At 60.1% G+C, this 21134-nt stretch carries 18 protein-coding genes; 16 read left to right on the top strand and 2 right to left on the bottom strand.

Going from position 1 to position 21134, the window contains the following annotated elements; all coding sequences use genetic code 11:
• The first annotated feature begins 35 nt into the window (after positions 1–35).
• The 11 genes from A6U98_RS25780 to ugpC all read left to right on the top strand — a co-directional run bounded on the left by A6U98_RS25780 (position 36) and on the right by ugpC (position 13574).
• Complete coding sequence (locus tag A6U98_RS25780; protein WP_064653842.1) at positions 36–1811, top strand: cytochrome c biogenesis protein DipZ; 1776 nt, start codon at positions 36–38, stop codon at positions 1809–1811.
• A gap of 54 nt (positions 1812–1865) precedes the next feature.
• Complete coding sequence (locus A6U98_RS25775) at positions 1866–2624, top strand: alpha/beta hydrolase (protein WP_064653841.1); 759 nt, start codon at positions 1866–1868, stop codon at positions 2622–2624.
• A 382-nt stretch (positions 2625–3006) separates the two neighbouring features.
• A complete protein-coding gene (locus A6U98_RS25770; protein WP_064653840.1) occupies positions 3007–3729 on the top strand; it encodes a DeoR family transcriptional regulator in 723 nt (240 codons plus the stop codon).
• Positions 3730–3887: 158 nt separating this feature from the next.
• On the top strand, positions 3888–4916 hold the full coding sequence (gene deoC / locus A6U98_RS25765; RefSeq protein WP_064653839.1) for a deoxyribose-phosphate aldolase: 1029 nt from the start codon (positions 3888–3890) through the stop codon (positions 4914–4916).
• A gap of 5 nt (positions 4917–4921) precedes the next feature.
• A complete protein-coding gene (locus A6U98_RS25760; RefSeq protein ID WP_064653838.1) occupies positions 4922–7309 on the top strand; it encodes an aldehyde dehydrogenase family protein in 2388 nt (795 codons plus the stop codon).
• 159 nt (positions 7310–7468) lie between these two features.
• A complete protein-coding gene (locus A6U98_RS25755) occupies positions 7469–7924 on the top strand; it encodes an RbsD/FucU family protein (RefSeq protein ID WP_064653837.1) in 456 nt (151 codons plus the stop codon).
• Between the two features lie 11 nt (positions 7925–7935).
• Entirely contained in the window at positions 7936–8868 is a 933-nt protein-coding gene (gene rbsK / locus A6U98_RS25750; protein ID WP_064653836.1) for a ribokinase, read from the top strand.
• Positions 8865–9740 carry a sugar ABC transporter permease gene (locus tag A6U98_RS25745; RefSeq protein WP_064653835.1) on the top strand — a complete coding sequence of 292 codons (876 nt, stop codon included), beginning with the start codon at positions 8865–8867 and terminating at the stop codon, positions 9738–9740. The genes rbsK and A6U98_RS25745 overlap by 4 nt, the downstream gene beginning before the upstream one ends.
• Positions 9737–10765 (top strand): carbohydrate ABC transporter permease, encoded by a 1029-nt coding sequence (locus tag A6U98_RS25740; RefSeq protein WP_064653834.1) that lies wholly within the window; start codon positions 9737–9739, stop codon positions 10763–10765. Before A6U98_RS25745 ends, A6U98_RS25740 begins: the two co-directional genes overlap by 4 nt.
• Positions 10766–10809: 44 nt before the next feature.
• Positions 10810–12264, top strand: coding sequence for an extracellular solute-binding protein (locus tag A6U98_RS25735; RefSeq protein WP_064653833.1), 1455 nt, complete (start codon positions 10810–10812; stop codon positions 12262–12264).
• 221 nt (positions 12265–12485) lie between these two features.
• Entirely contained in the window at positions 12486–13574 is a 1089-nt protein-coding gene (gene ugpC, locus A6U98_RS25730; protein WP_064653832.1) for a sn-glycerol-3-phosphate ABC transporter ATP-binding protein UgpC, read from the top strand.
• A 235-nt stretch (positions 13575–13809) separates the two neighbouring features.
• On the opposite strand, the gene A6U98_RS25725 is transcribed toward ugpC, so the two are convergent.
• Complete coding sequence (locus A6U98_RS25725) at positions 13810–16017, bottom strand: OmpA family protein (RefSeq protein WP_064653831.1); 2208 nt, start codon at positions 16015–16017, stop codon at positions 13810–13812.
• A 330-nt stretch (positions 16018–16347) separates the two neighbouring features.
• On the opposite strand from A6U98_RS25725, the gene A6U98_RS25720 reads away from it, so the two are divergent.
• From A6U98_RS25720 to A6U98_RS25705, 4 genes are all read left to right on the top strand, one after another.
• Positions 16348–17121: a transporter substrate-binding domain-containing protein gene (locus tag A6U98_RS25720; RefSeq protein ID WP_064653830.1), complete on the top strand. Its 774-nt coding sequence runs from the start codon at positions 16348–16350 to the stop codon at positions 17119–17121.
• A gap of 113 nt (positions 17122–17234) precedes the next feature.
• The gene (locus tag A6U98_RS25715; RefSeq protein ID WP_064653829.1) at positions 17235–18041 is read left to right on the top strand and encodes an ABC transporter permease; all 807 of its coding nucleotides are present in this window, start codon (positions 17235–17237) and stop codon (positions 18039–18041) included.
• The gene (locus tag A6U98_RS25710) at positions 18038–18868 is read left to right on the top strand and encodes an ABC transporter permease (protein ID WP_064653828.1); all 831 of its coding nucleotides are present in this window, start codon (positions 18038–18040) and stop codon (positions 18866–18868) included. The genes A6U98_RS25715 and A6U98_RS25710 overlap by 4 nt, the downstream gene beginning before the upstream one ends.
• Positions 18869–19089: 221 nt before the next feature.
• Positions 19090–19356 (top strand): usg protein, encoded by a 267-nt coding sequence (locus tag A6U98_RS25705; protein ID WP_003540344.1) that lies wholly within the window; start codon positions 19090–19092, stop codon positions 19354–19356.
• 116 nt (positions 19357–19472) lie between these two features.
• Here the strand turns inward: A6U98_RS25705 and A6U98_RS25700 are convergent, their stop codons facing one another.
• Positions 19473–20198 (bottom strand): DUF2270 domain-containing protein, encoded by a 726-nt coding sequence (locus A6U98_RS25700; protein WP_064653881.1) that lies wholly within the window; start codon positions 20196–20198, stop codon positions 19473–19475.
• A 114-nt stretch (positions 20199–20312) separates the two neighbouring features.
• Here A6U98_RS25700 and A6U98_RS25695 point away from each other — a divergent pair, with 114 nt between their 5' ends.
• Positions 20313–21131: a methyltransferase domain-containing protein gene (locus A6U98_RS25695; protein WP_064653827.1), complete on the top strand. Its 819-nt coding sequence runs from the start codon at positions 20313–20315 to the stop codon at positions 21129–21131.
• Positions 21132–21134: the final 3 nt, after the last annotated feature.

The raw sequence follows: 21134 nt of genomic DNA, 5'->3' as shown, positions 1-21134 counted from the left end.
CAGAGCCCGATCAATCGGTTTCAAAGGAAACGATGATGACACTTCTGATCATTGCCTATCTCGGAGGCGCGCTGACGATCCTCAGTCCGTGTATCCTGCCCATCCTCCCCTTCGTCTTCGCCCGCGCCGGACAGCCCTTCGTCAGAAGCACGCTGCCGATGCTGGCGGGCATGGCCGCCACCTTCGCGCTGGTCGCCACACTTGCCGCAGTCGGCGGCAGCTGGGCCATTCGCGCCAATGAATATGGCCGCCTTGCAGCGATCGTGCTGCTTGCAATGTTCGGCGCAAGCCTGCTTTCGCCGCGCATCGCAAGCACGCTTGCCCGGCCGGTCGTCGACCTCGGCAACAATCTCCTGAACGCCTCCGGCGGCGGGCGCGGCACCACGACAGTGAGGAGCGCGCTTCTTCTCGGCGTCGCCACGGGCCTGCTCTGGGCACCCTGCGCCGGGCCGATCCTCGGCCTCGTTCTGACGGGGGCTGCATTGCAGGGCGCCAATCTGCAGACGACCTTCCTGCTGGTCGCCTATGCCGCGGGTGCTGCGAGTTCGCTTGCCGTCGCCCTGCTTGTCGGCGGAAAGATCTTCGCCGCCATGAAGCGTTCGCTCGGGTTTGGCGATCGGATTCGCCAGGTGCTCGGCGCTGCCGTGTTGGCGGGTGTCGCCGTCATCGCGCTTGGACTGGATACCAGCCTGCTGGCGCGGATTTCCTATGCCAGCACCGCGTCCCTGGAACAGGCCGTACTTGACAGGCTGCATGCGAGGCCCTCGGGCGGCTCATCTTCCGAGTTGGTGAGCAACGAGGTGATGATCGCCGCAGCTGATGCGAAGAAACCCTTCCGCAGCGACTTGCCCGTCGAAGGCCGCGCCCCTTCGCTCGACGGCGCGGTAGAATGGCTGAACTCTAAGCCTCTCACCACAGAACAGCTGCGAGGCAAGGTCGTGCTTGTCGACTTCTGGACCTATTCCTGCATCAACTGCATTCGTACCATCCCCTATGTCAGGGCCTGGGCCGAAAAATATGCGGACCAGGGTCTGGTCGTCATCGGCGTCCACGCCCCGGAATTTGCCTTCGAGAAGAAGATCGACAACGTCAAGAAGGCGGTCGGCGACTTCCAGATCGGCTATCCCGTTGCGATCGACAATGATTACAGCATCTGGCGCGCCTTCGAAAACAGCTACTGGCCTGCCGCCTATCTGATCGATGCCAAAGGCCAGATCCGCTACCACCATTTTGGCGAAGGCAATTACAACAGGACCGAAAAGGCCATTCAGGACCTGCTGCGCGAAGCCGGCAGCCAAACGACGGAAAGTGCGCCGGTCGTGCCGGATGCCAAGGGCGTGGAAGCAGGTCCTGATCTCGGCAATATCCGCTCCGGCGAAACCTATCTCGGCTACGAACAGGCGGCAAACTTCGCCTCCCCCGAAGGGCTGCAGGCCGACACGGCGCGCAACTATTCGATCGCCGAACCCGGTCTCAATGGATGGGGTCTGTCCGGGACCTGGATCGTCGGCCGGGATCAGGCGACGCTTGATCAGCCGGACGGCGGCATCACCTATCGCTTCAGCGCCCGCGATCTGCATCTCGTTCTTGGGCCTGGTGCCACAGGCAAGCCGATCCGCTTCCAGGTGAAGATCGACGGCAAGGCGCCGGGGCCTGACCACGGCTCCGACATCGATGCCGATGGCAATGGCACGGTCACCGCGACTAGGCTTTATCAACTCGTCCGCCAGTCTGGCACGGTCGCCGCCCGCAACTTCGAGATCCGCTTCCTAGATCCCGGCGTGCAGGCTTACGCCTTCACATTCGGCTGAACCTGAAACGCATCAATATCCCGATCATCAACAACGACCAAAGGAGTGATAGTCATGAACAAACGTCTTCTTTTCACTGCAGCACTTGCATTTGCCACCACCGCCATCGCATTCGCAGCAGAGGCTGCCGCGGTCAGGAACATCGTGATCGTCCACGGCGCGCTGGCCGACGGCTCGGGATGGCGAAAGGCGACGGACATTCTCGAGAAGCGCGGGTTCAACGTCACCATCGTCCAGCAGCCCATCACCTCGCTCGACGACGATGTGGCGGCGACCAAGCGCGTTCTCGACCTTCAGGACGGCCCGGTCCTGCTCGTCGGCCACAGCTACGGCGGCATGGTCATCACCGAAGCCGGCAACGATCCCGCGGTCGCGGGCCTGGTCTATGTCGCGGCATTCCAGCCCGACAAGGGCGAAAGCCTGCTCAGCCTCGCCAGCTCGATGCCCGCCGGCAGCATGGATATAAAGGAAACGAAGGACGGCAAATATCTCTATCTCGATCCAGGCGCCTTCGCCGCGGATTTCGCAGCCGACCTTCCGCAAGCTGAAGCCGACTTCATGGCAAAATCACAGGTCTTCGCCTCGAAGCAGGCATTCTCCGCCAAGATCACTCAGCCGGCATGGCGGACGAAGAAAAGCTGGTCGATCGTCGCTACTGAGGATCGCTCCATCAACCCCGAACTGGAGCGTGACATGGCAAAACGCGCCGGAAGCGAAGTGACCGAGATCAAGGCCAGCCACGCCGTCTTCGCCTCCCAACCGGAAAAGGTTGCCGATGCAATCGAAACGGCGGCAAGGAAAGCCGGCGAATAACGCGCGCAGCCAGTCGCGAGGATGAAGCCTCTGGTCGGAAGGCCACCCGACCAGAGGCGTTACCAAGTCGCCCCTGCCGGCCGCTGTCGACCTCGTCGTCCCCCGCTTCCCCGCAGCCGAAGTCGGGCACCATCTATACTGTTTTGTGACTATTCCATCAGAAAATGGAAAATCAATCACAAATTCTCATTTCAAATTGTGGGGTTTCTCGATAAAATTGAGACGATATGCCATGTTGCGCGCAACCGCCTGGTGCAGAATCTGTAGCTCGGCGCAAATGCCGACTCGTAGTTCGAGGGACAAACTGGATGGGAAAGGCAGTCCCTTGTTAAATTTTCATCAGAACACTATTCCAGTGTGAACGATAAGGGAGACATGCGATATGGATAGTCGCAGGGGCCGGCGCATCGCAGTCTTATCCGAGGCCCTTTCACAACATCGCATTCTGCATATCAAGAATGCTGCCGAGATCCTGGGCGTCTCGGAGATGACGGTTCGGCGTGATGTCAGCGCCAATGCAGGCCAGTTCGCATTTCTCGGCGGCCACATCGTTGCGGCTGTCGAAGCGGAAAACGATCCCTATGAAATTTCCAAGGCAGCCGACAGTCATGCCGCTGCAAAACGGCAAGTTTGCACACAAGCCATTGATTACATTCATCATGACGATACGGTGTTTTTCGATTGCGGCACCACCTTGCCCTATCTGGTCGATCTTCTCCCAGACCAGATTCACATAACGGCGATCTGTTACGCCATGAATGTCGCCGATCGTCTGACGCGAAAACCCAACGTTCGCCTTGTTATGCTCGGTGGTCTTTACCACCCGGCATCGGCGAGCTTTTCCGGTGCCTCGGGGTTGGAAATGCTCGATCAGCTTGTGATCAACGTGGCATTTCTTTCTGCAGCCGGTGTCGATGCCCGGCGTGGCGCGACCTGCGCGCATTTTCACGAAGCGGAGATCAAGAAAAAGGCAATGTCCCGCGCACGAAAGAATATTCTTCTCGCCGACACCAGCAAAATCGGCAAGCTGAAGCCAGCCTTTTTCAGCGACATGAAGTCGTTCGATGTGGTCATCACCGAAAACGGTATGAACGATTTTGACTGAGAAAACCGCTTTTTTCTCCGTCTGTCGAAATCTAAACTTGACGCGGCTGCACAGTGATGCAAACCTCACAAACAATGAAAAAAAAATCACATTGAGCCAGTAGTGAACCTTCTGTTGCGTGCAAAAGGACCTTCACTCTCTGACCGGGAGGATTCTATTTGGAAACCGTTGCTGTTCACAATGCGGCAAACGCGGCGCATCATGGAGGCCCTTCGCGATTGCCGGACGGCACCCATAACCGGCCGCGCAATACCGGTATGGAACTCGATCTGTCGTGGGTGCTTGACACCCGGGTCAACCTCTCTGCCACCGAGCGCCGCGTAGCCTCGCTTCCCGGACGCCGGACTGTCAAGAAAGACGCACAGGCGGCTTGGCTCCTGAAGGCGGTGACCTGCATCGACCTGACCACGCTGAACGGCGACGATACTCCCGAGCGCGTCAAGCGGTTATGCGCGAAGGCGATGAATCCGATACGCGCCGACATTCTGGATTCGCTTGGCATGAGCGGCCGTTCGATCACCACCGGCGCCATCTGCGTCTATCATCGTTTTGTTGCAACGGCCGTCGAGGCGCTCGGGGATTCCGGCATTCCGGTCGCCGCGGTTTCGACCGGTTTCCCCGCCGGCCTCAGCCCGCACCACCTCAAGGTCAAGGAAATCGAGGCGTCGGTTGCCGATGGCGCGAAGGAAATCGACATCGTCATTACCCGCGAGCATGTGCTGACCGGCAACTGGACAGCACTCTACGAGGAAATGAAAGAATATCGCGCCGCCTGCGGTGATGCGCATGTCAAAGCCATTCTGGCGACCGGCGACCTGAAGACGCTCCGCAATGTCACCAGGGCCTCGCTGGTCTGCATGATGGCGGGAGCCGACTTCATCAAGACCTCGACCGGCAAGGAGGGGGTCAATGCGACGCTGGCCGTGACATTGACCATGCTGCGGGCGATCCGCGCCTATCAGGAGCGCACCGGTGTCAAGATCGGCTACAAGCCGGCCGGTGGCATTTCCGCGGCGAAGGATGTGTTGAACTACCAGTTCCTGATGAAAGACGAACTGGGGCGCGAGTGGCTGGAGTCCGATCTCTTCCGCATCGGTGCATCAAGCTTGCTTGCGGATATCGAGCGGCAGTTGGAGCATCACGTCACCGGTGCCTATTCGGCCCTCACCAGACACCCGATTGGATGATCCAGATGACTGTTGCAAAGTATTTCGACGAAATGTCCTACGGCCCTGCCCCTGAATCCGATATCGAAGCTCGCGACTGGCTGGCGCGCCACGCTTCCGGTTTCGGCCACTTCATCAATGGCGCATTCGTGCCCTCCGCGTCGGGAAAGCACTTCGACACGTTCGAGCCGGCCACAGGCAAGGTCCTGGCGAAGCTCGCGAACGGCGGCGCGGCGGATGTGGACAACGCAGTTGCTGCGGCCCGCAAGGCACAGGCGTCATGGGCGCGACTGCCGGGCCACGCGCGGGCGCGCCATCTCTATGCGCTTGCCCGGATGATCCAGCGCCATGCGCGTCTGATTGCAGTGGTCGAGGCTATCGACAACGGCAAGCCGATTCGCGAAACCCGCGATCTCGACGTGCCACTGGCGGCCCGTCATTTCTATCATCACGCCGGATGGGCGCAAATCCAGGACACGGAATTTGCCGATCATGTGCCGGTCGGCGTCGTCGGCCAGATCATCCCGTGGAATTTCCCCTTCCTGATGCTGGCCTGGAAAGTGGCGCCGGCTTTGGCGCTCGGCAACACCGTCATCCTGAAGCCTGCCGAATTCACCTCGCTGACGGCGCTTCTCTTTGCCGAACTGGCATCCGCGGCGGGCCTTCCGCCGGGCGTGCTCAATATCGTGACGGGAGAAGGCGAAACAGGCGCACTGCTCGTCGGGCATGAGGATATCGACAAAATTGCCTTTACCGGATCGACCGAAGTCGGACGCGTTATTCGCGAGCGTACCGCAGGTAGCGGCAAATCGTTGACGCTGGAACTCGGCGGCAAGTCACCTTTCGTGGTTTTTGACGACGCCGATATCGACGGCGCCGTGGAAGGCGTGGTCGACGCGATCTGGTTCAACCAGGGACAGGTCTGCTGCGCCGGTTCGCGGCTTCTGGTCCAGGAAGGCATTGCCGATCTTTTCCACGAGCGGCTGAAGCGCCGGATGGAGACATTGCGGGTCGGTCAGCCTTTGGACAAGTGCATCGATATGGGTGCGATCATCGCGCCCGTGCAGTTGACGCGTATCGAAGCGCTGGTGAAAAAGGGAGTTTCAGAAGGCGCGACACTGCATCAGGCCAAGATCGACCTGCCGAAGGGCGGCAGCTTCTACCCGCCGACGCTTCTCAGCGGCGTGCAGCCGACATCGATCGTCGCGACCGAGGAAATCTTCGGGCCGGTTGCGGTCTCCATGACTTTCCGCACACCGGAAGAAGCTATCCAGCTTGCCAATCACACCCGCTACGGCCTCGCCGCCAGCGTCTGGAGCGAGACGATCGGCTTGGCGCTGAACGTTGCGGCAAAGCTCGCAGCCGGCGTGGTCTGGGTGAATGCCACCAATCTCTTCGACGCCGCCGTCGGTTTTGGCGGCAAGCGCGAATCCGGATTCGGCCGCGAAGGCGGACGCGAAGGTTGCTACGAATATCTGAAACCGAAGGCTTGGGTCGGTCGCAAGGCGCGCGCAGCAATGCCCGCATTTTCGCAAGTAAAGCCGGTTGCCGGCGATTTTGCCCTGCCAAGCATCGACCGGACGGCAAAGCTCTTCATCGGCGGCAAGCAGGCGCGCCCGGACGGCAATTATTCCCGTGTCATCGCCTCACCCAAGGGCAAGGCGATCGGCGAGGTCGGCGAAGGCAACCGCAAGGACATCCGCAATGCTGTGGTTGCCGCACAGGCGGCCTCCGCCTGGTCGAATGCGACCACGCATAACCGCGCCCAGATTCTCTATTACATCGCCGAAAACCTCAGTGGCCGCGCCGACGAGTTCGCCTCGCGGATAACAGCGATGACCGGAGCTTCCGCAGCCAATGCAAATGCCGAGGTCGACGCCGCGATTTCCCGTCTCTTCACCTACGCAGCCTGGGCGGACAAGTATGAAGGCGGCATTCACCAGCCGCCGCTTCGCGGCGTTGCCCTGGCCATGCCGGAAGCCATCGGCGTTGTTGGCGTCATTTGCCCGCCGGAAGCGCCGCTGCTCGGCTTTATCAGTATGGCTGCGCCGTTGATTGCCACCGGCAATCGTGTCGTCGTGGTGCCGAGTGAGCCCTTCCCGCTTTCGGCCACGGATTTCTATTCCGTCCTTGAAACGTCGGATCTGCCTGCCGGTGTCGTCAATATCGTCACCGGGTCGGCGATCGAACTGGCAAAGATCCTTGCCGCGCACAATGATGTTGATGCGTTGTGGGCCTTTGGCTCGACGGAACTTTCGACGACGGTGGAGAAGCTGTCTTCGGGCAATCTCAAGCGAACCTTCGTGGACAATGGCAAGGCGACGGACTGGATGGACAGAGCCGCTGGCGAAGGCGCGCTATACCTTCGCCGCGCTGTGGATGTGAAGAATATCTGGATCCCCTACGGAGAATAAGGGCTCCAACTCTGGTCATCCGGGCGGGAGGAGAACCGCACCGGCAGGCGAGAACAACGGAATTTGAGGGAATCGCAGAGCTGTAACGGAGCTGCGGTTATCGGGCTCTGTTTTGCGGCACGAGGTGCTGTGAAATGGTGCAACTAAGGGAGGATTTCCATGCTGAAGAATATCGATCCGGCGCTGAATGCGGATGTGCTGCACGCGCTCCGGTCCATGGGACATGGCGACACGGTCGTCGTTTCCGACACCAATTTTCCTTCGGATTCGATTGCCCGGCAAACGGTGCTCGGCAAGCTGTTGCGGATCGACAATGTGTCCTCTGCCCGCGCCATCGAAGCTATTCTTTCGGTAATGCCGCTGGATACGCCGCTGCAGCCGTCTGCCGGGCGAATGGAAATCATGGGCGCGCCGGACGAGATCCCTCCCGTGCAGCAGGAAGTCCAGGCCGTTGTCGACGGCGCCGAGGGCAAGCCGGCGCCGCTGTATGGCATCGAGCGTTTCGCCTTCTATGAGGAGGCCAAAAAGGCCTATTGCGTCATCACCACCGGCGAAAACCGCTTTTACGGCTGCTTCCTGTTCACCAAAGGCGTGATTCCGCCGGAAACCGTTTGAGGGGAAACGAAATGAAGGTGGGTGTTTCGATCCTCGGGATTTTCGTCGCCGACACGGCCTATCTGGCCAAGCGCATGCCAAACGTTGGCGAGACCATCACCGGGACCGGTTTTGCAGTGGGCCCGGGCGGCAAGGGATCCAACCAGGCTGTCGCTGCTGCCCGCGCCGGTGGAACAGTCTCCTTCATCTCGAAGATCGGCCGCGACACGTTCGGCGACATGGCGCTGAAGACCTATGCGGAAGCAGGCGTGACGCCGAAGGTTGTACAGATGGACGATATGCCGACCGGCGCCGCCTTCATTTACGTCAATGACGGTAATGGCGACAATGCGATTATCGTCTATCCAGGTGCCGCAGGCACCATCGGGGTTGGTGATGTTGAGGCGGCACGCGAAACCATCGAGCAATCGGCCGTTTTCGTGACCCAGCTCGAGCAACCGGCTGAAGCGGCGCAGCGCGCCCTCGAAATCGCCCATGCGGCCGGCGTCACCACTGTTTTCAATCCAGCGCCGGCCGAGCCGTTTCCGGAGACGATCTATCCGCTCTGCGACTATATCGTGCCAAATGAGACCGAAGCGGCGGCCATCGTCGGTTTTCCGCTCGACACGCTTGACGACGCCAGACGGGCTGGCGACGCCTTTCTTGCCAAGGGCGTGAAAGCCGCGCTGATCACACTGGGTGGTCGCGGTGTGCTCTATCATACGGCCGGGCAATCGGTTCATGTTCCGGCGGTCTCGTCGGGAGCGGTCATCGATACCACCGGCGCCGGCGACGCATTTGTCGGTGGCTTCTCGGCAGCGCTCTCGCGGGGCGCTAGTCCGGTCGAGGCGGTACGTTTCGGCTGCGCCACCGCCGGTATTGCGGTGACGCGGCGGGGTACCGCGCCCGCAATGCCGAAGATCGAGGAAATCGAGGCGCTTCTGCAGAAAGGAGGCGCGGCATGACCCGCAACGATCCGATCAAACATTTCTTCATCTGGCCGGCCTTGCTGATCGTGCTGGTGATCTCGATCTTCCCGCTGATCTATTCGCTGACCACCAGCTTCATGAGCCTGCGGCTCGTCCCGCCGATCCCCGCGCATTTCGTCGGCTTCGGCAACTATACGGAATTGCTTCAGAATCCGCGCTTCTGGAGTGTCACCTGGACGACGACGATCATCGCTTTTGTCGCAGTGACGCTGCAGTATGTCATCGGTTTTTCCGTGGCGCTGGCGCTCAGCCGTCGGGTGCCCGGCGAAGGTTTGTTCCGGGTCAGCTTCCTGGTGCCAATGCTAGTGGCGCCCGTGGCCGTTGCACTTATTGCCCGCCAGATCCTCAATCCGACGATGGGCCCGCTCAATGAGTTGATGACCGCCTTCGGCTTTCCCAATCTGCCGTTTCTGACGCAGACCAGATGGGCTATCGGCGCCATCATTTCTGTCGAAGTGTGGCAGTGGACACCCTTCGTCATCCTGATGCTCCTTGCCGGGCTGCAAACCCTGCCGGAGGACGTCTACGAGGCTGCCGCGCTTGAAAATGCCAGCCCCTGGCAGCAGTTCTGGGGGATCACTTTCCCGATGATGCTTCCGATTTCGGTGGCTGTGGTCTTCATCCGCCTCATCGAGAGCTACAAGATCATCGACACGGTGTTCGTCATGACAGGCGGAGGGCCTGGCATTTCGACCGAAACGCTCACCTTGTTCGCGTATCAGGAGGGCTTCAAGAAGTTCAACCTTGGCTACACCTCCGCCCTATCCTTCCTGTTCTTGATCGTCATCACCGTGATCGGGCTCGTCTATCTCGCCATCCTGAAGCCCTATCTGGAGAAGCACAAATGAGCGTGCGTGACCTCAAAGGATCCGGCCGCTGGTGGGCGCTCGCAGGCTGCCTGCTCTGGCTGGCCTTCACCTTCTTTCCGCTTTACTGGGTCGCGATCACCTCGTTCAAGTCGCCGCTTGGGGTCGTCGGCGGGCCGACCTATATTCCATTTGTCGACTTCGACCCGACGCTGACAGCCTGGAGCGAGCTTCTGTCGGGCGCGCGCGGCCAGTTCTACAACACCTTCATCGCCTCGACGATCATCGGGCTTTCCGCATCGGTGCTGGCCACCTTCATTGGATCCATGGCAGCCTATGCGCTGGTGCGCTTCACCTTCGAGGTCAAGTTGCTGTCCGGTGTGATTTTCGTCGTTGTTGCCTTCGGCGGATATCTGCTCGGCCGTCATGTGCTGGGCTACGGGCAGGCTATTTCGCTGATCTTTGCCTTTGTTGCAGCGCTTGCGCTCGCCATCGGCTCCAGCCGAATGAAGCTTCCAGGGCCACTCCTCGGCAATGACGATATCGTATTCTGGTTTGTGAGCCAGCGCATGTTTCCGCCGATCGTCGCCGCCTTTGCCTTGTTCCTGATGTATTCGGAAATGGGCAAGTTGGGGTTCAAGCTGGTTGACACCTATACAGGCCTCACCTTCGCCTATGTCGCCTTCTCGCTGCCGATCGTGATCTGGCTGATGCGCGATTTCTTTGCGGCACTGCCGGTTGAAGTCGAAGAGGCGGCGATGGTCGACAATGTGCCGTCGTGGAGAATTTTCTTCGGTATCGTCCTGCCCATGTCCAAGCCGGGCTTGATCGCGACATTCATGATCACGCTCGCCTTCGTCTGGAACGAGTTCCTGTTCGCACTCTTCCTGACCAGTTCCAAATGGCAGACCCTTCCCATTCTCGTCGCAGGCCAAAACAGCCAGCGCGGCGACGAGTGGTGGTCGATATCGGCAGCCGCCCTGGTCGCGATCATACCCATGGTCGTCATGGCGGGCATTTTGAGCAGGCTGATGCGGTCTGGCCTGCTTTTAGGAGCAATAAAGTGACCGTTCGACAAGCCTAGTCATTGTTCAATTCCGGGGAGGAAAACATGAGAAGATTGCTATTGAGTTCAACGGCCGCAGGACTGCTTGCTGCGGCGGGCGTCACATCGGCGCTCGCGTGCGAACCTGATTACACCGGTGTCACGCTCACTGCCACGACGCAGACGGGGCCTTACATCGCTTCTGCGCTGCAACTCGCGGCCAAGGGCTGGGAGGAAAAGACCTGCGGCAAGGTGAATGTGGTGGAATTTCCGTGGTCGGAACTCTATCCCAAGATCGTAACCTCGCTGACCTCGGGCGAAGACACGTTCGACGTGGTCGCCTTCGCACCAGCCTGGGCACCGGACTTCACCGACTTTCTTTCGGAAATGCCGAAGAATATGCAATCGGGTGCCGACTGGGAGGACATCGCCCCGGTTTACCGCGAGCAACTGATGGTCTGGAACGGCAAGGTCCTGTCGCAGACCATGGACGGTGATGCCCACACCTATACCTACCGCATTGATCTGTTTGAAAACGCGGAAAACCAGAGCGCCTTCAAGGCGAAGTATGGCTACGATCTGGCCCCGCCGAAGACATGGAAGCAGTATCTCGACATCGCTGAATTCTTCCAGCAGCCGGACAAGGGCCTCTGGGGCACGGCGGAAGCCTTCCGCCGTGGTGGCCAGCAATTCTGGTTCCTGTTCAGCCATGTTGCCGGCTACACCAGCCATCCCGACAATCCGGGCGGCATGTTCTTCGATCCGGATACGATGGATGCGCAGGTCAACAATCCGGGCTGGGTGCGCGGCCTTGAGGAATATATCCGCGCCTCCAAGCTCGCACCGCCAAATGCGCTGAACTTCTCGTTCGGCGAAGTGAACGCGGCCTTTGCCGGTGGCCAGGTCGCGGAATCGATCGGCTGGGGCGATACCGGCGTCATCGCTGCCGACCCGAAGCAGTCCAAGGTCGCCGGCAATGTCGGTTCGGCATCGCTGCCGGGCTCGGATGAGATCTGGAACTACAAGACCAAAAAATGGGACAAGCAGCCCGAGGTCGTCCAGACTTCCTTCATGGCCTTCGGCGGTTGGCAGGCGGCTGTTCCGTCGTCTTCCAAGAACCAGGAGGCGGCCTGGAACTATATCCAGTTCCTGACCAGCCCGGCGGTTTCCGGTCAGGCGGCGATCACCGGCGGCACAGGCGTCAATCCTTATCGTCTTTCGCATACGACAAATACAGCGTTGTGGTCGAAGATCTTTTCCGAGCGTGAGGCCAAGGAATATCTTGGAAGCCAGAAGGACGCGGTGACCGCCAAGAACACGGCGCTCGACATGCGCCTGCCGGGCTATTTCTCCTATACGGAAATTCTCGAAATCGAGCTTTCCAAGGCATTGGCTGGAGAGGTGACGCCGCAGCAGGCGCTGGATACCGTGGCTGCCGGATGGAACAAGCTGACGGACGAGTTCGGCCGCGACAAGCAACTGGCAGCCTATCGTTCGTCGATGGGTTTGCCTGCGAAGTAAACCTGTCCTCAACATCCCATCCCGGCGGTGCCGGGATGGGATTAGACATCGTTCGAAGAAGAAGCAAACCATCGCCGCTTAGAGCGCCATGCATCCTTTCGGACGCACAAAGGACGCTCTAACACTTTGAATCTACGCATCGTGTTTTCCGAAAATTCGATTCCGATTTTCGGGCCGATGCGCTGGGCCAGGCGATGGAATTCTCATGAAAAGGTTACAGCATGTCCCAGGTGCGTTTGGATCAGGTCACCAAATCCTTTGGTAGCGTTGAGGTCATTCCTCCGCTCGATTTGGCAATTGCCGACAAGGAATTCGTGGTTCTTGTCGGGCCTTCCGGCTGCGGGAAGACAACCACCCTGCGGATGATCGCGGGTCTGGAACAGACGACATCAGGGGAAATCCGTATCGGCGAGCGGGACGTAACTACGCTGCGCCCGGGTTTGCGCAACTGCTCGATGGTGTTTCAGAATTACGCGCTCTATCCGCATATGACAGTCGCCGAAAACATCGGCTACGGCATGAAGGTGCGCGGAACGCCGAAGCAGGACATCGATGCCGCCGTTGCAAATGCGGCGCGCATTCTCAATCTCGGTGCCTATTTGAAACGCAAGCCGAATGCGCTCTCAGGTGGCCAACGCCAACGTGTGGCGATTGGCCGGGCGATCGTTCGTCAGCCGGATGTGTTCCTGTTCGACGAACCACTGTCCAACCTCGACGCTAAATTGCGCATTGAAATGCGAACAGAAATCAAGCTGTTACACCGCAGGCTCAAAACCACGATCGTGTACGTTACACACGATCAGGTAGAGGCGATGACGATGGCAGATCGGGTCGTGGTTATGAATCAAGGGCGGATCGAGCAGGCCGCTGATCCGATCACCCTTTATGAATCCCCGAAGAATCTGTTTGTCGCTGCCTTCATCGGCTCGCCAAGCATGAATTTCATCGAGGGGCGACTTGTGCAAAACTCCGGTGGAATTGCCTTCCAAGCTGAAGGTGACGTCGACATCGCAGTTCCTACGCAAAAAGCCGAGCGCCTTTCGGCGGCAGTGGGACAATCGGTGGTTCTCGGAATCCGACCGGAGCATACTATGGTTAGGGATCCCAACGTTTCAACGGTGAGCCTTCAGGTCGCCGATATCGAGCCCCTCGGTCCATATACACTGGCGATCGGCAAGGTCGGGTCAGCGGCCTTTACTGCCCAAATCGACGCGTCATCGCGCGTTGGCCCGGATGACAGAATTAGCGTTCCAATTGATACCCAAAAAATGCACTTTTTCCTTAAAAGTACCGGAGACACGGTGGGCTGAGAAGCATCGTGAACTTATACGGCAGTATGAATTCAAAGATAGGTGGCGTCGGCAGCCCCGCATAGGCGCTAAAGGCGTCGCGATGCCTCGATGATCGACGACAATCCGCTCTCCTGCCGGCACCGCCCCGCCGGGGAGAAGAGCGAGCCGCACTTCTCAACCATCCTTCAAGCCACTTGGAAAGAAGAAGCAAGACCGAAATGCCCCTCCCCGGAAATGGGGAGGGGCAACATCGTTACTTGTTGGCAGCGACCGGGCGGACCAGTGCCGTGACGCGGCGAATGGTGACGCGGCGGTTTTCCTGCTCAGGGGCCGACGTGTTGACCTTCAGGTAGCTCTCACCATAGCCCTGCGTCGCCAGGTTCTCCGGCGCGATGCCGTAGACGTCGGAGAGCACGTTGGCGACCGATTCCGCCCGCTGGTCGGACAGGATCAGGTTGCTCTGGTCTGAGCCGACAGCATCGGTATGACCCTCGATCAGGAAGGTTTCACTCGGATCCTTCTCGAGCACCTGGCTGATCGCGTCGGCGACCTTGCGCAAGGTGCGCGCCTGGGTCATCGGGATATCGGCGCTGCCGGTCGCGAAGGTGATCGTGTCGAGGTCGATGCGACGCACCTTGTCGCGGATACGGGCCGAATACTTCACCTCATCCAGCGAATAGACGCGCTCGACCGGCTCGACGGGCGGCTCGCTCAGGAACTCGTAATAGTCCCGGTTCGGGTCGCTGCGGGTGTCGATGATGTAGTCGCTGAGCGGTACGCGCAGCCGCATCGGCGGCAGGTCGGCGCCCGGATCCTCGAAATAGTCGCGGTCGGGATCGTCATAGAGATCCTGCGAATAATAGAGCACGCTCTCGCGTCCGCGGGCATCGACGCGCGACCGCTGGATGATGTCGCCGTAACGGTTGCGGATCGTCACGATGCGATAGCCTTCCGGCCGCGTGATCGTCTCGCGGTAGCGGTCGCCGGACAGCTCTTCGTAGCTCGGCCGTTCGCCGTCGCGCAGGAAACGTCTGTCGTCGTCGCCGCGCACGATCGTCCTGTTGTCGTACTGGATGATCACACGGCTGTCGTCGCTCCCACGGTCGTCGAAGCGCGCGCCGTCCGGACGGACGAATTGCGGCCGCTCGTCGAGCTTCCTGCCCTTCTCGCGCGTCACAGCCTCAAGCTTGACCGGCGCCGGCGCCTTTCCGCCGGTGGCGGCCTGTGCATCGGCATCCGAGGTCGGCACCTTCACCTCCTGACTGTCGGCGCGCTGCCTGTCGCGGTCGCGGCGGCCTTCCCGGCCCTTGCTGCGGTCCGCATCCTTGTCGCTGTCGAGCACGGCCGCACCGTTCTCCACGGGCAGCACGACGGTCTCGCTGCTCTTGGCCGGATCTGCGGCGATCTTCTTGCGGCGCTCCAGCTCCTCGGGCGAAGCCTTTTCCGGTGCCGGAATAGCCTGCTCAACCTGCTGGCCGCCGCTGGCATCCGGCAGTGGCTGGGCAGTGTCAGTTGCGGGAGCGGTTGGCTGTGCGCCGGCGGGCTGTTCACCGGCAGGCTTTGCTGCCGTGCCATCCTTGGGCTTTTCGGCGGGCACGGCTTCCGGTGCCGCCGCCTTGTCCTCGGTCGCCTTGCCTTCGGTTGCCTTGCCTTCGATTGCTTTGTCTGTGGGTGCCTTTTCTGCAGGGGCTGCAGTCTCACCCTTTGCCGGCTTTTTCTCGGCCGGCGCCTCGGCGGCGGGTTTTGCCTCAGGCGTGGCTTCGGGCTTGGCCTGTTCCGCAGTCGGCGTCACGGCCTCGGGAGCGGCAGGCTGAGCTTCTTTCTCGGCCTTGCCCTTGCCTTTATCCCGGCCCTGGGCCTTGTCCTGCCCTTTCTCCCGCTTACCGCCTTCCGGTTTGGCTTCGGGCTGCGCCTGCTCGGCTTCCGGCTGAGCTTCCTTTGCTGCCGGCTGCTGTTCGGGCTCGGCCTGCTGCGTTTCCTGCTTTTTCGGCTTTTTCGGCTTTTCCTGGGTTACCGGCTGCTCGGCCTCCGGCTTTGCCTCGGGCCGGGCTTCCGATTTGGCTTTCCGCGCGGGCTTGCTTTCCGGCTGCGGAGCAGGCTCCTCTTTCGGCGCTGCTTCGGCCTTGGGCGCCTCCGGCGCTGCCTTGGGTTCGGGCGCCGGAGCTTCCTTGCGCTCAGCCTTCGGCTTTTCGGCCGGCGCTTCCTGCTGCGCCGGCTTCTCGGCGGCCGGCGCCTGTTCGGCCGGGGCTTCCTCCTGCTGCTTGCGCTTCTTCTTCAGCAACTCCTCTTCGGAAGGCGCATCCTGCGCCACCTCGAAGCTGCCCTGCTCGGCTTGCCGCACGGCCGAAGCCTGCGTCGTGACGTCGCGCACGGCCGCCATCGCCGTTGCCGGCTGTAGAGCCAGCGAAAGAGAAAGCAACGGAAAAGCCGCGCTCGCGAACAATCTTGATTTCATGCCCATCGGGTTTCCTCGATCCTGTTTGAGCTTCTTGAGGCCGCAAGGCCCTGGTTCCGCCCCTAGCTTCGCATTGAGGCGAAACGGCGGAATGGCAATTGCCGAGCCGCCGATTTGTTCCGGTTCTAGGAAGGTGGGGATTAACCTCGCGTGAATGTTGCAGTCTGCCGGCGTTCATCTCGCCTGCTATTTGCACCGCACAATTGCGGTGGGATTTGTGTTGCAATTCCATGAAAAAAAGTCTGATTATCGCCGCAAGGCGGTCTCAGTACCGTTGAACTGCGGCCGTCAGCCCAACAGAAAAAGGAGCGACGGCTACCAACAGAGAGGATCCTCATGCTTAACTCTACCCGTATTTTCGCGGCAGCCTCGATCGCGGCGATGTCCCTTTTTGCCGGCTCGGCCTTGGCCGATGGCGAGAAATATGTGATCGGCACCGATTCGACCTATCCGCCCTTCGAATTCGTCGATGCCAGTGGCACAATCCAGGGCTTCGACATCGACATTACCAAGGCGCTCTGCGCTGAAATGAAGGCCGAATGCACCTTCGTCAGCACCGACTGGGATGGCATCATCCCGGCTCTGAATGCCAAGAAGTTCGACATGATCGTTTCCTCCATGTCGATCACCCCGGAGCGTCTGAAGCTCGTCGATTTCTCAAACAAATACTACAACACCCCGCCGGCCATTGCCGTGCCGAAGGATTCGACCATCTCCGACGTCGCCGGCCTCAAGGGCAAGGTGATCGGCGCGCAGACCTCCACGACGCACGCCAACTATGCTGAGAAGCATCTCGCCGACACCGAGCTGAAGCTCTATCCGACCGCCGACGAATACAAGCTCGACGTTGCCAGCGGCCGTGTCGACGCCGTCATCGACGACGTCGTCGTTCTCTCCGAATGGGTGAAGTCCGACGCCGGCGCTTGCTGCAAGATCCTGACGACCCTGCCGGTCGACAAGGAAATCAACGGAAACGGCGCAGGCATTGCTATCCGCCAGGGCGATCCGCTCAGGGAAAAGCTGAACACGGCGATCGCTGCGATCCGCGCCAGCGGTGAGTACAAGAAGATCCAGGACAAGTACTTCGACTTCGACGTTTACGGCGAATAAGAAATTCGCTATCCGGCCGATGAAGGTAATGGCGGGAGGCTTGCTCTTCCGCCATTTTTGTTTGACAAAGATGGCAAGATTAAAACGGCAAAAGCCGTGAGGGGAATTCTCGCATGGGCGGATTATTTTCCGCGCTGGGCTCCTTCTGGAGCTGGATTGTGCACATTTTCGATCCGCTGTGCGGACCCGTTGGCATCTTTACCTGGTTAGGTCAGTCGACGATCCTTGCCTGCGGTGATACCGGCTGGGGCGACGAGATCGCGCTTGGCCTGCAGGTCACCGTTTCGGTGGCGATCGTCACCCTGCCGATCGGGCTCGCCATCGGCTTCCTGGTGGCGCTCGGCCAGCAGTCGGAGGAAAAGCCGCTGCGGCTGGCGGCAGGTATCTACACGACGATCTTTCGCGGCCTGCCGGAGCTTCTGACGCTCTTCATCATCTATTACGGCATGCAGATGCTGATCCAGTCGATGCTGACCTTCGTCGGTTATGACGGACCACCGGTCGAGATCAACGCCTTCTTCGCCGGTGTCATCGCGCTTTCGGTCGTCTTCTCCGCCTACTGTTCGGAAGTGCTGCTCTCGGCCTTCCGCGCCATTCCCAAGGGGCAATATGAGGCAGGCGACGCGCTTGGGCTGCATAGCGGCCGCACGCTACGCCTGATCATCCTGCCGCAACTCGTGCGCATCGCGCTGCCGGGCCTGACAAATCTCTGGATGGTGCTGCTGAAGGACACCTCCTACGTCTCGATCATCAGCCTTGCCGATATCCTGCGGCAGACGAGCGTCGCCGTGCGGGTGACCAAGGAACCCTTCTTTTTCTATGGTCTGGCCTGTTGCCTCTATCTGGTGCTCGCCATCCTCTCCTCCTTTCTGCTCGTCTATGTCGAGCGTTGGGCCAAGCGATCGGAGATCCGTCGATGAGCTACGCCGAAACGCTGATCCCGCCGCAGCCAGCACCCCGCGAGGTGATGAAGCCGATGACGCCGGCGCGCGTAGTCGGCTATATTCTCGTCGGCGTCTGGGTTGTATTGGGCGCGCTGCTGGTGATCTCCGTCGTCAACGGCTGGGATCCCGAAAAATTCGCCCGCTACGGGCCGCGTTACCTACATGGTCTCTGGATAACGTTGAGCCTCGTTTTCATTTCCGTCATCTGCGGCGCCATCCTATCGCTGCCGCTTGCCGTGGCGCGCATGTCAAAGAACCGGCTGCTGAATGCGCTGGCTTACGGCTACATCTATTTCTTCCGCGGCACGCCGCTGCTCGCCCAACTGTTCCTGGTCTATTACGGCCTCGGCATATTCCGACCGCAGCTTGAGGCCGTCGGCATCTGGTGGTTCTTCCGCGATGCCTGGTATTGCGGCCTCTTTGCCATGACCATAAATACCGCGGCCTACCAGGCGGAAATCCTGCGCGGCGCCATCGAAAGCGTGCCGCATGGCCAGCACGAGGCGGCGAATGCTCTGGGCATCCACAAGTTCATCGCCTTCCGCAAGATCATCATGCCGCAGGCTCTCATCGTCGCACTTCGACCTTATGGCAACGAGATCATCCTGCTGATCAAGGGCTCGGCGGTCGTCGCCATCATCACCGTGCTCGACCTGATGGGCGAAACCCGCTACGCCTTCTCCCGCACCTTCGACTACCAGACCTATCTCTGGGCGGCGATCTTCTACCTCACCATCGTTGAGGCCTTGCGCCATCTCTGGGCCTGGTTCGAGGCCCGCTTGACCCGGCACCTCAAGCGCTGATGCGTGACGCCAAAAACTGTGTCGGGGCTTTGGGATAATGGCATTCATCAAACAAAAACCAATTTGGCAGCACTCTTGGGACGATGCTGCCAAACCATTGATATCAAAAATAAATTGTCCTTTTACGAAGTATCTGTAAAGCTTCCGTTAACCACTCGCATGTTTCCATATCATGCAGCGCTAATAAGCGCGCGAGTGGGAACAAGAAGAAGCGGAATACGATGCACAAGGACATGGAAAAACAACTGAAGGGCTATGGTCTGACGACCGCCCAGATCCTCTACCGTCTGCCGGACCACCCGGTGATCCTACAGACCTATGTCTGGCAGGATTACGACCTCGCCCCCGACTTTCCTGAAATGCGCGGCTTCCTGAAATTCTGGGAAGAGAAGCTGGACGGGCCACTGCATTCGGTGCGCTACATCCACCGCAAGCTGATCTCGGCAACCGAGTGGCGGGCACTGAAGGGCGAGTTCATCCTGCACTGAGCGGCTCTGAGCACGATACCGCAAGCCGTGAGCGGTTTTCGCGAGACATCATGCAGCAACTCGAAGTGCTACAGCGTCCTTGGCGCGTCTGAAAAGACGGGGCGCCGTAGGCCGCATCAGACATGCGCCTCTCCATGGCCGAATTCGCCTTCGTCGCGATCCGGGCGCAAGGCGAAACCAAGCATGCCGAGATAGAAGGCGATGACGACTGCAATGACCGCAAGGCCGGGAATCGGCCCGAGCACGGCATTGTCGATGACATAGGCCCATGACTGCGCCTGCAGCGCCGGCATGCCCTCCGTCTGCAGCTTCGGCGTCGAGATCTTCAGGCACCAGGCGAGCAACAGGATGAAGTACATCCAGCCGTAATTGCGTTTGAGCCGGCGGTGCATCGCCTCTTGATAGCTGAGCAGGAAGCGCGGCTTGCGCAGGCTTCTGGCGACCACCACCGCCCATTCGCTGCCGGCATTGGCGTCGGGTGCCAGGATTTGCGCAAAATAGCAGCGCTCGATCTGGCGAATGCGAGCGCGATAGATATCGAAGAAGCGGTAGCGCCGCGCCTCGATCATCAGAAGCAGCGTCACCAGCATCATCCCGAACAGCAGCACTCCGTGATGCGAGGTCGGCGTCGACAGCGACACCGAGAGGAGTGCGGCGACCACGGTGATCGCCCAGTTGGACGTTCGGTCGATGCGGTCGCGCCAGCTCGTCATCCGCCCGAGTTCACCGCGGTAATAATGGCTGAGCGTGTTGGTGACCTCATTTGGTGTCGTAGGTAGCAGATATGCCCGGCCGGTCTCTCCTTCCCTCGCCGATGATGTCCTCTCTGGCTCCGTTTTCATGGCCTTTCCTCCCTTGGTCTTCTTTTCGGCCATTCTGCGCCCGTAATCGCGCCATTGCAAAACATCGAAAGCCGCCTTAGACGCATGCCTGAAACAAAAGGACGATGGACTGCGATGGCAAAGAAGATCGACGAAGAAGCTCTTGGCGAGGCCTATAACCGCGCGCTGGCGCTGGAAAAGGCCGGCGATGTCGACGCCGCCGTTGCAGCCTATGAGGAAGTCTTGGCACTCGATCCCGACGATCACGGCGGTGCGGCCGTGCGCATTGCCGCGATGGGCCGCGGCGAAACGCCGGTCAAGGCGCCCGACGCCTATGTCGAGACCTTGTTCGACCAGCATGCCGAGGTTTTCGAGGACGTGCTCGTCGAGCAGCTTGGCTATCACGTGCCGATGCTGGTGCGCCAACGCCTGCAGGCGCTGAAGCTCGGACCGTTCAAGCGGCTGCTCGATCTCGGCTGCGGCACGGGCCTCACCGGCGGCGCGCTGCGCGACCTCTGCGCTGATATGACCGGCATCGATATATCGGAGAAGATGGTCGAGATTGCCCATGAGAAGGATCTTTACGAGACGCTCTTCGTCGCCGAGGTCGAGGATTTCCTAGACGACAACGACGAGGAAGCCTTCGACATCATCGCCGCCACCGACGTGCTGCCCTATCTCGGCGCGCTCGAACCGCTGTTCTTCGGCGCCGCCGAGAACCTGACGCTGGGCGGCCTGTTCATCTTCTCCTCTGAAACCCTGCCCGAGGAAATACTCGCCGGCCGCGCCTACATGGTCGGCCCACACCAGCGCTTCGCCCATGCCGACGCCTATGTCAGAGAACGCCTGACGGCCACCGGCTTCGAACTCATCGAGATATCGGATATCAACGTGCGCATGGAAAACGGCCAGCCGACACCAGGCCATCTGGTGATCGCCCGGTATGATGGCTGACGC

It is taken from the genome of Rhizobium sp. WYCCWR10014 (assembly GCF_001657485.1).
Lineage (GTDB): Bacteria > Pseudomonadota > Alphaproteobacteria > Rhizobiales > Rhizobiaceae > Rhizobium.
The sequence above is the reverse complement of the archived record's forward strand: the minus strand, read 5'-3'. Positions and strand labels throughout refer to the sequence as shown.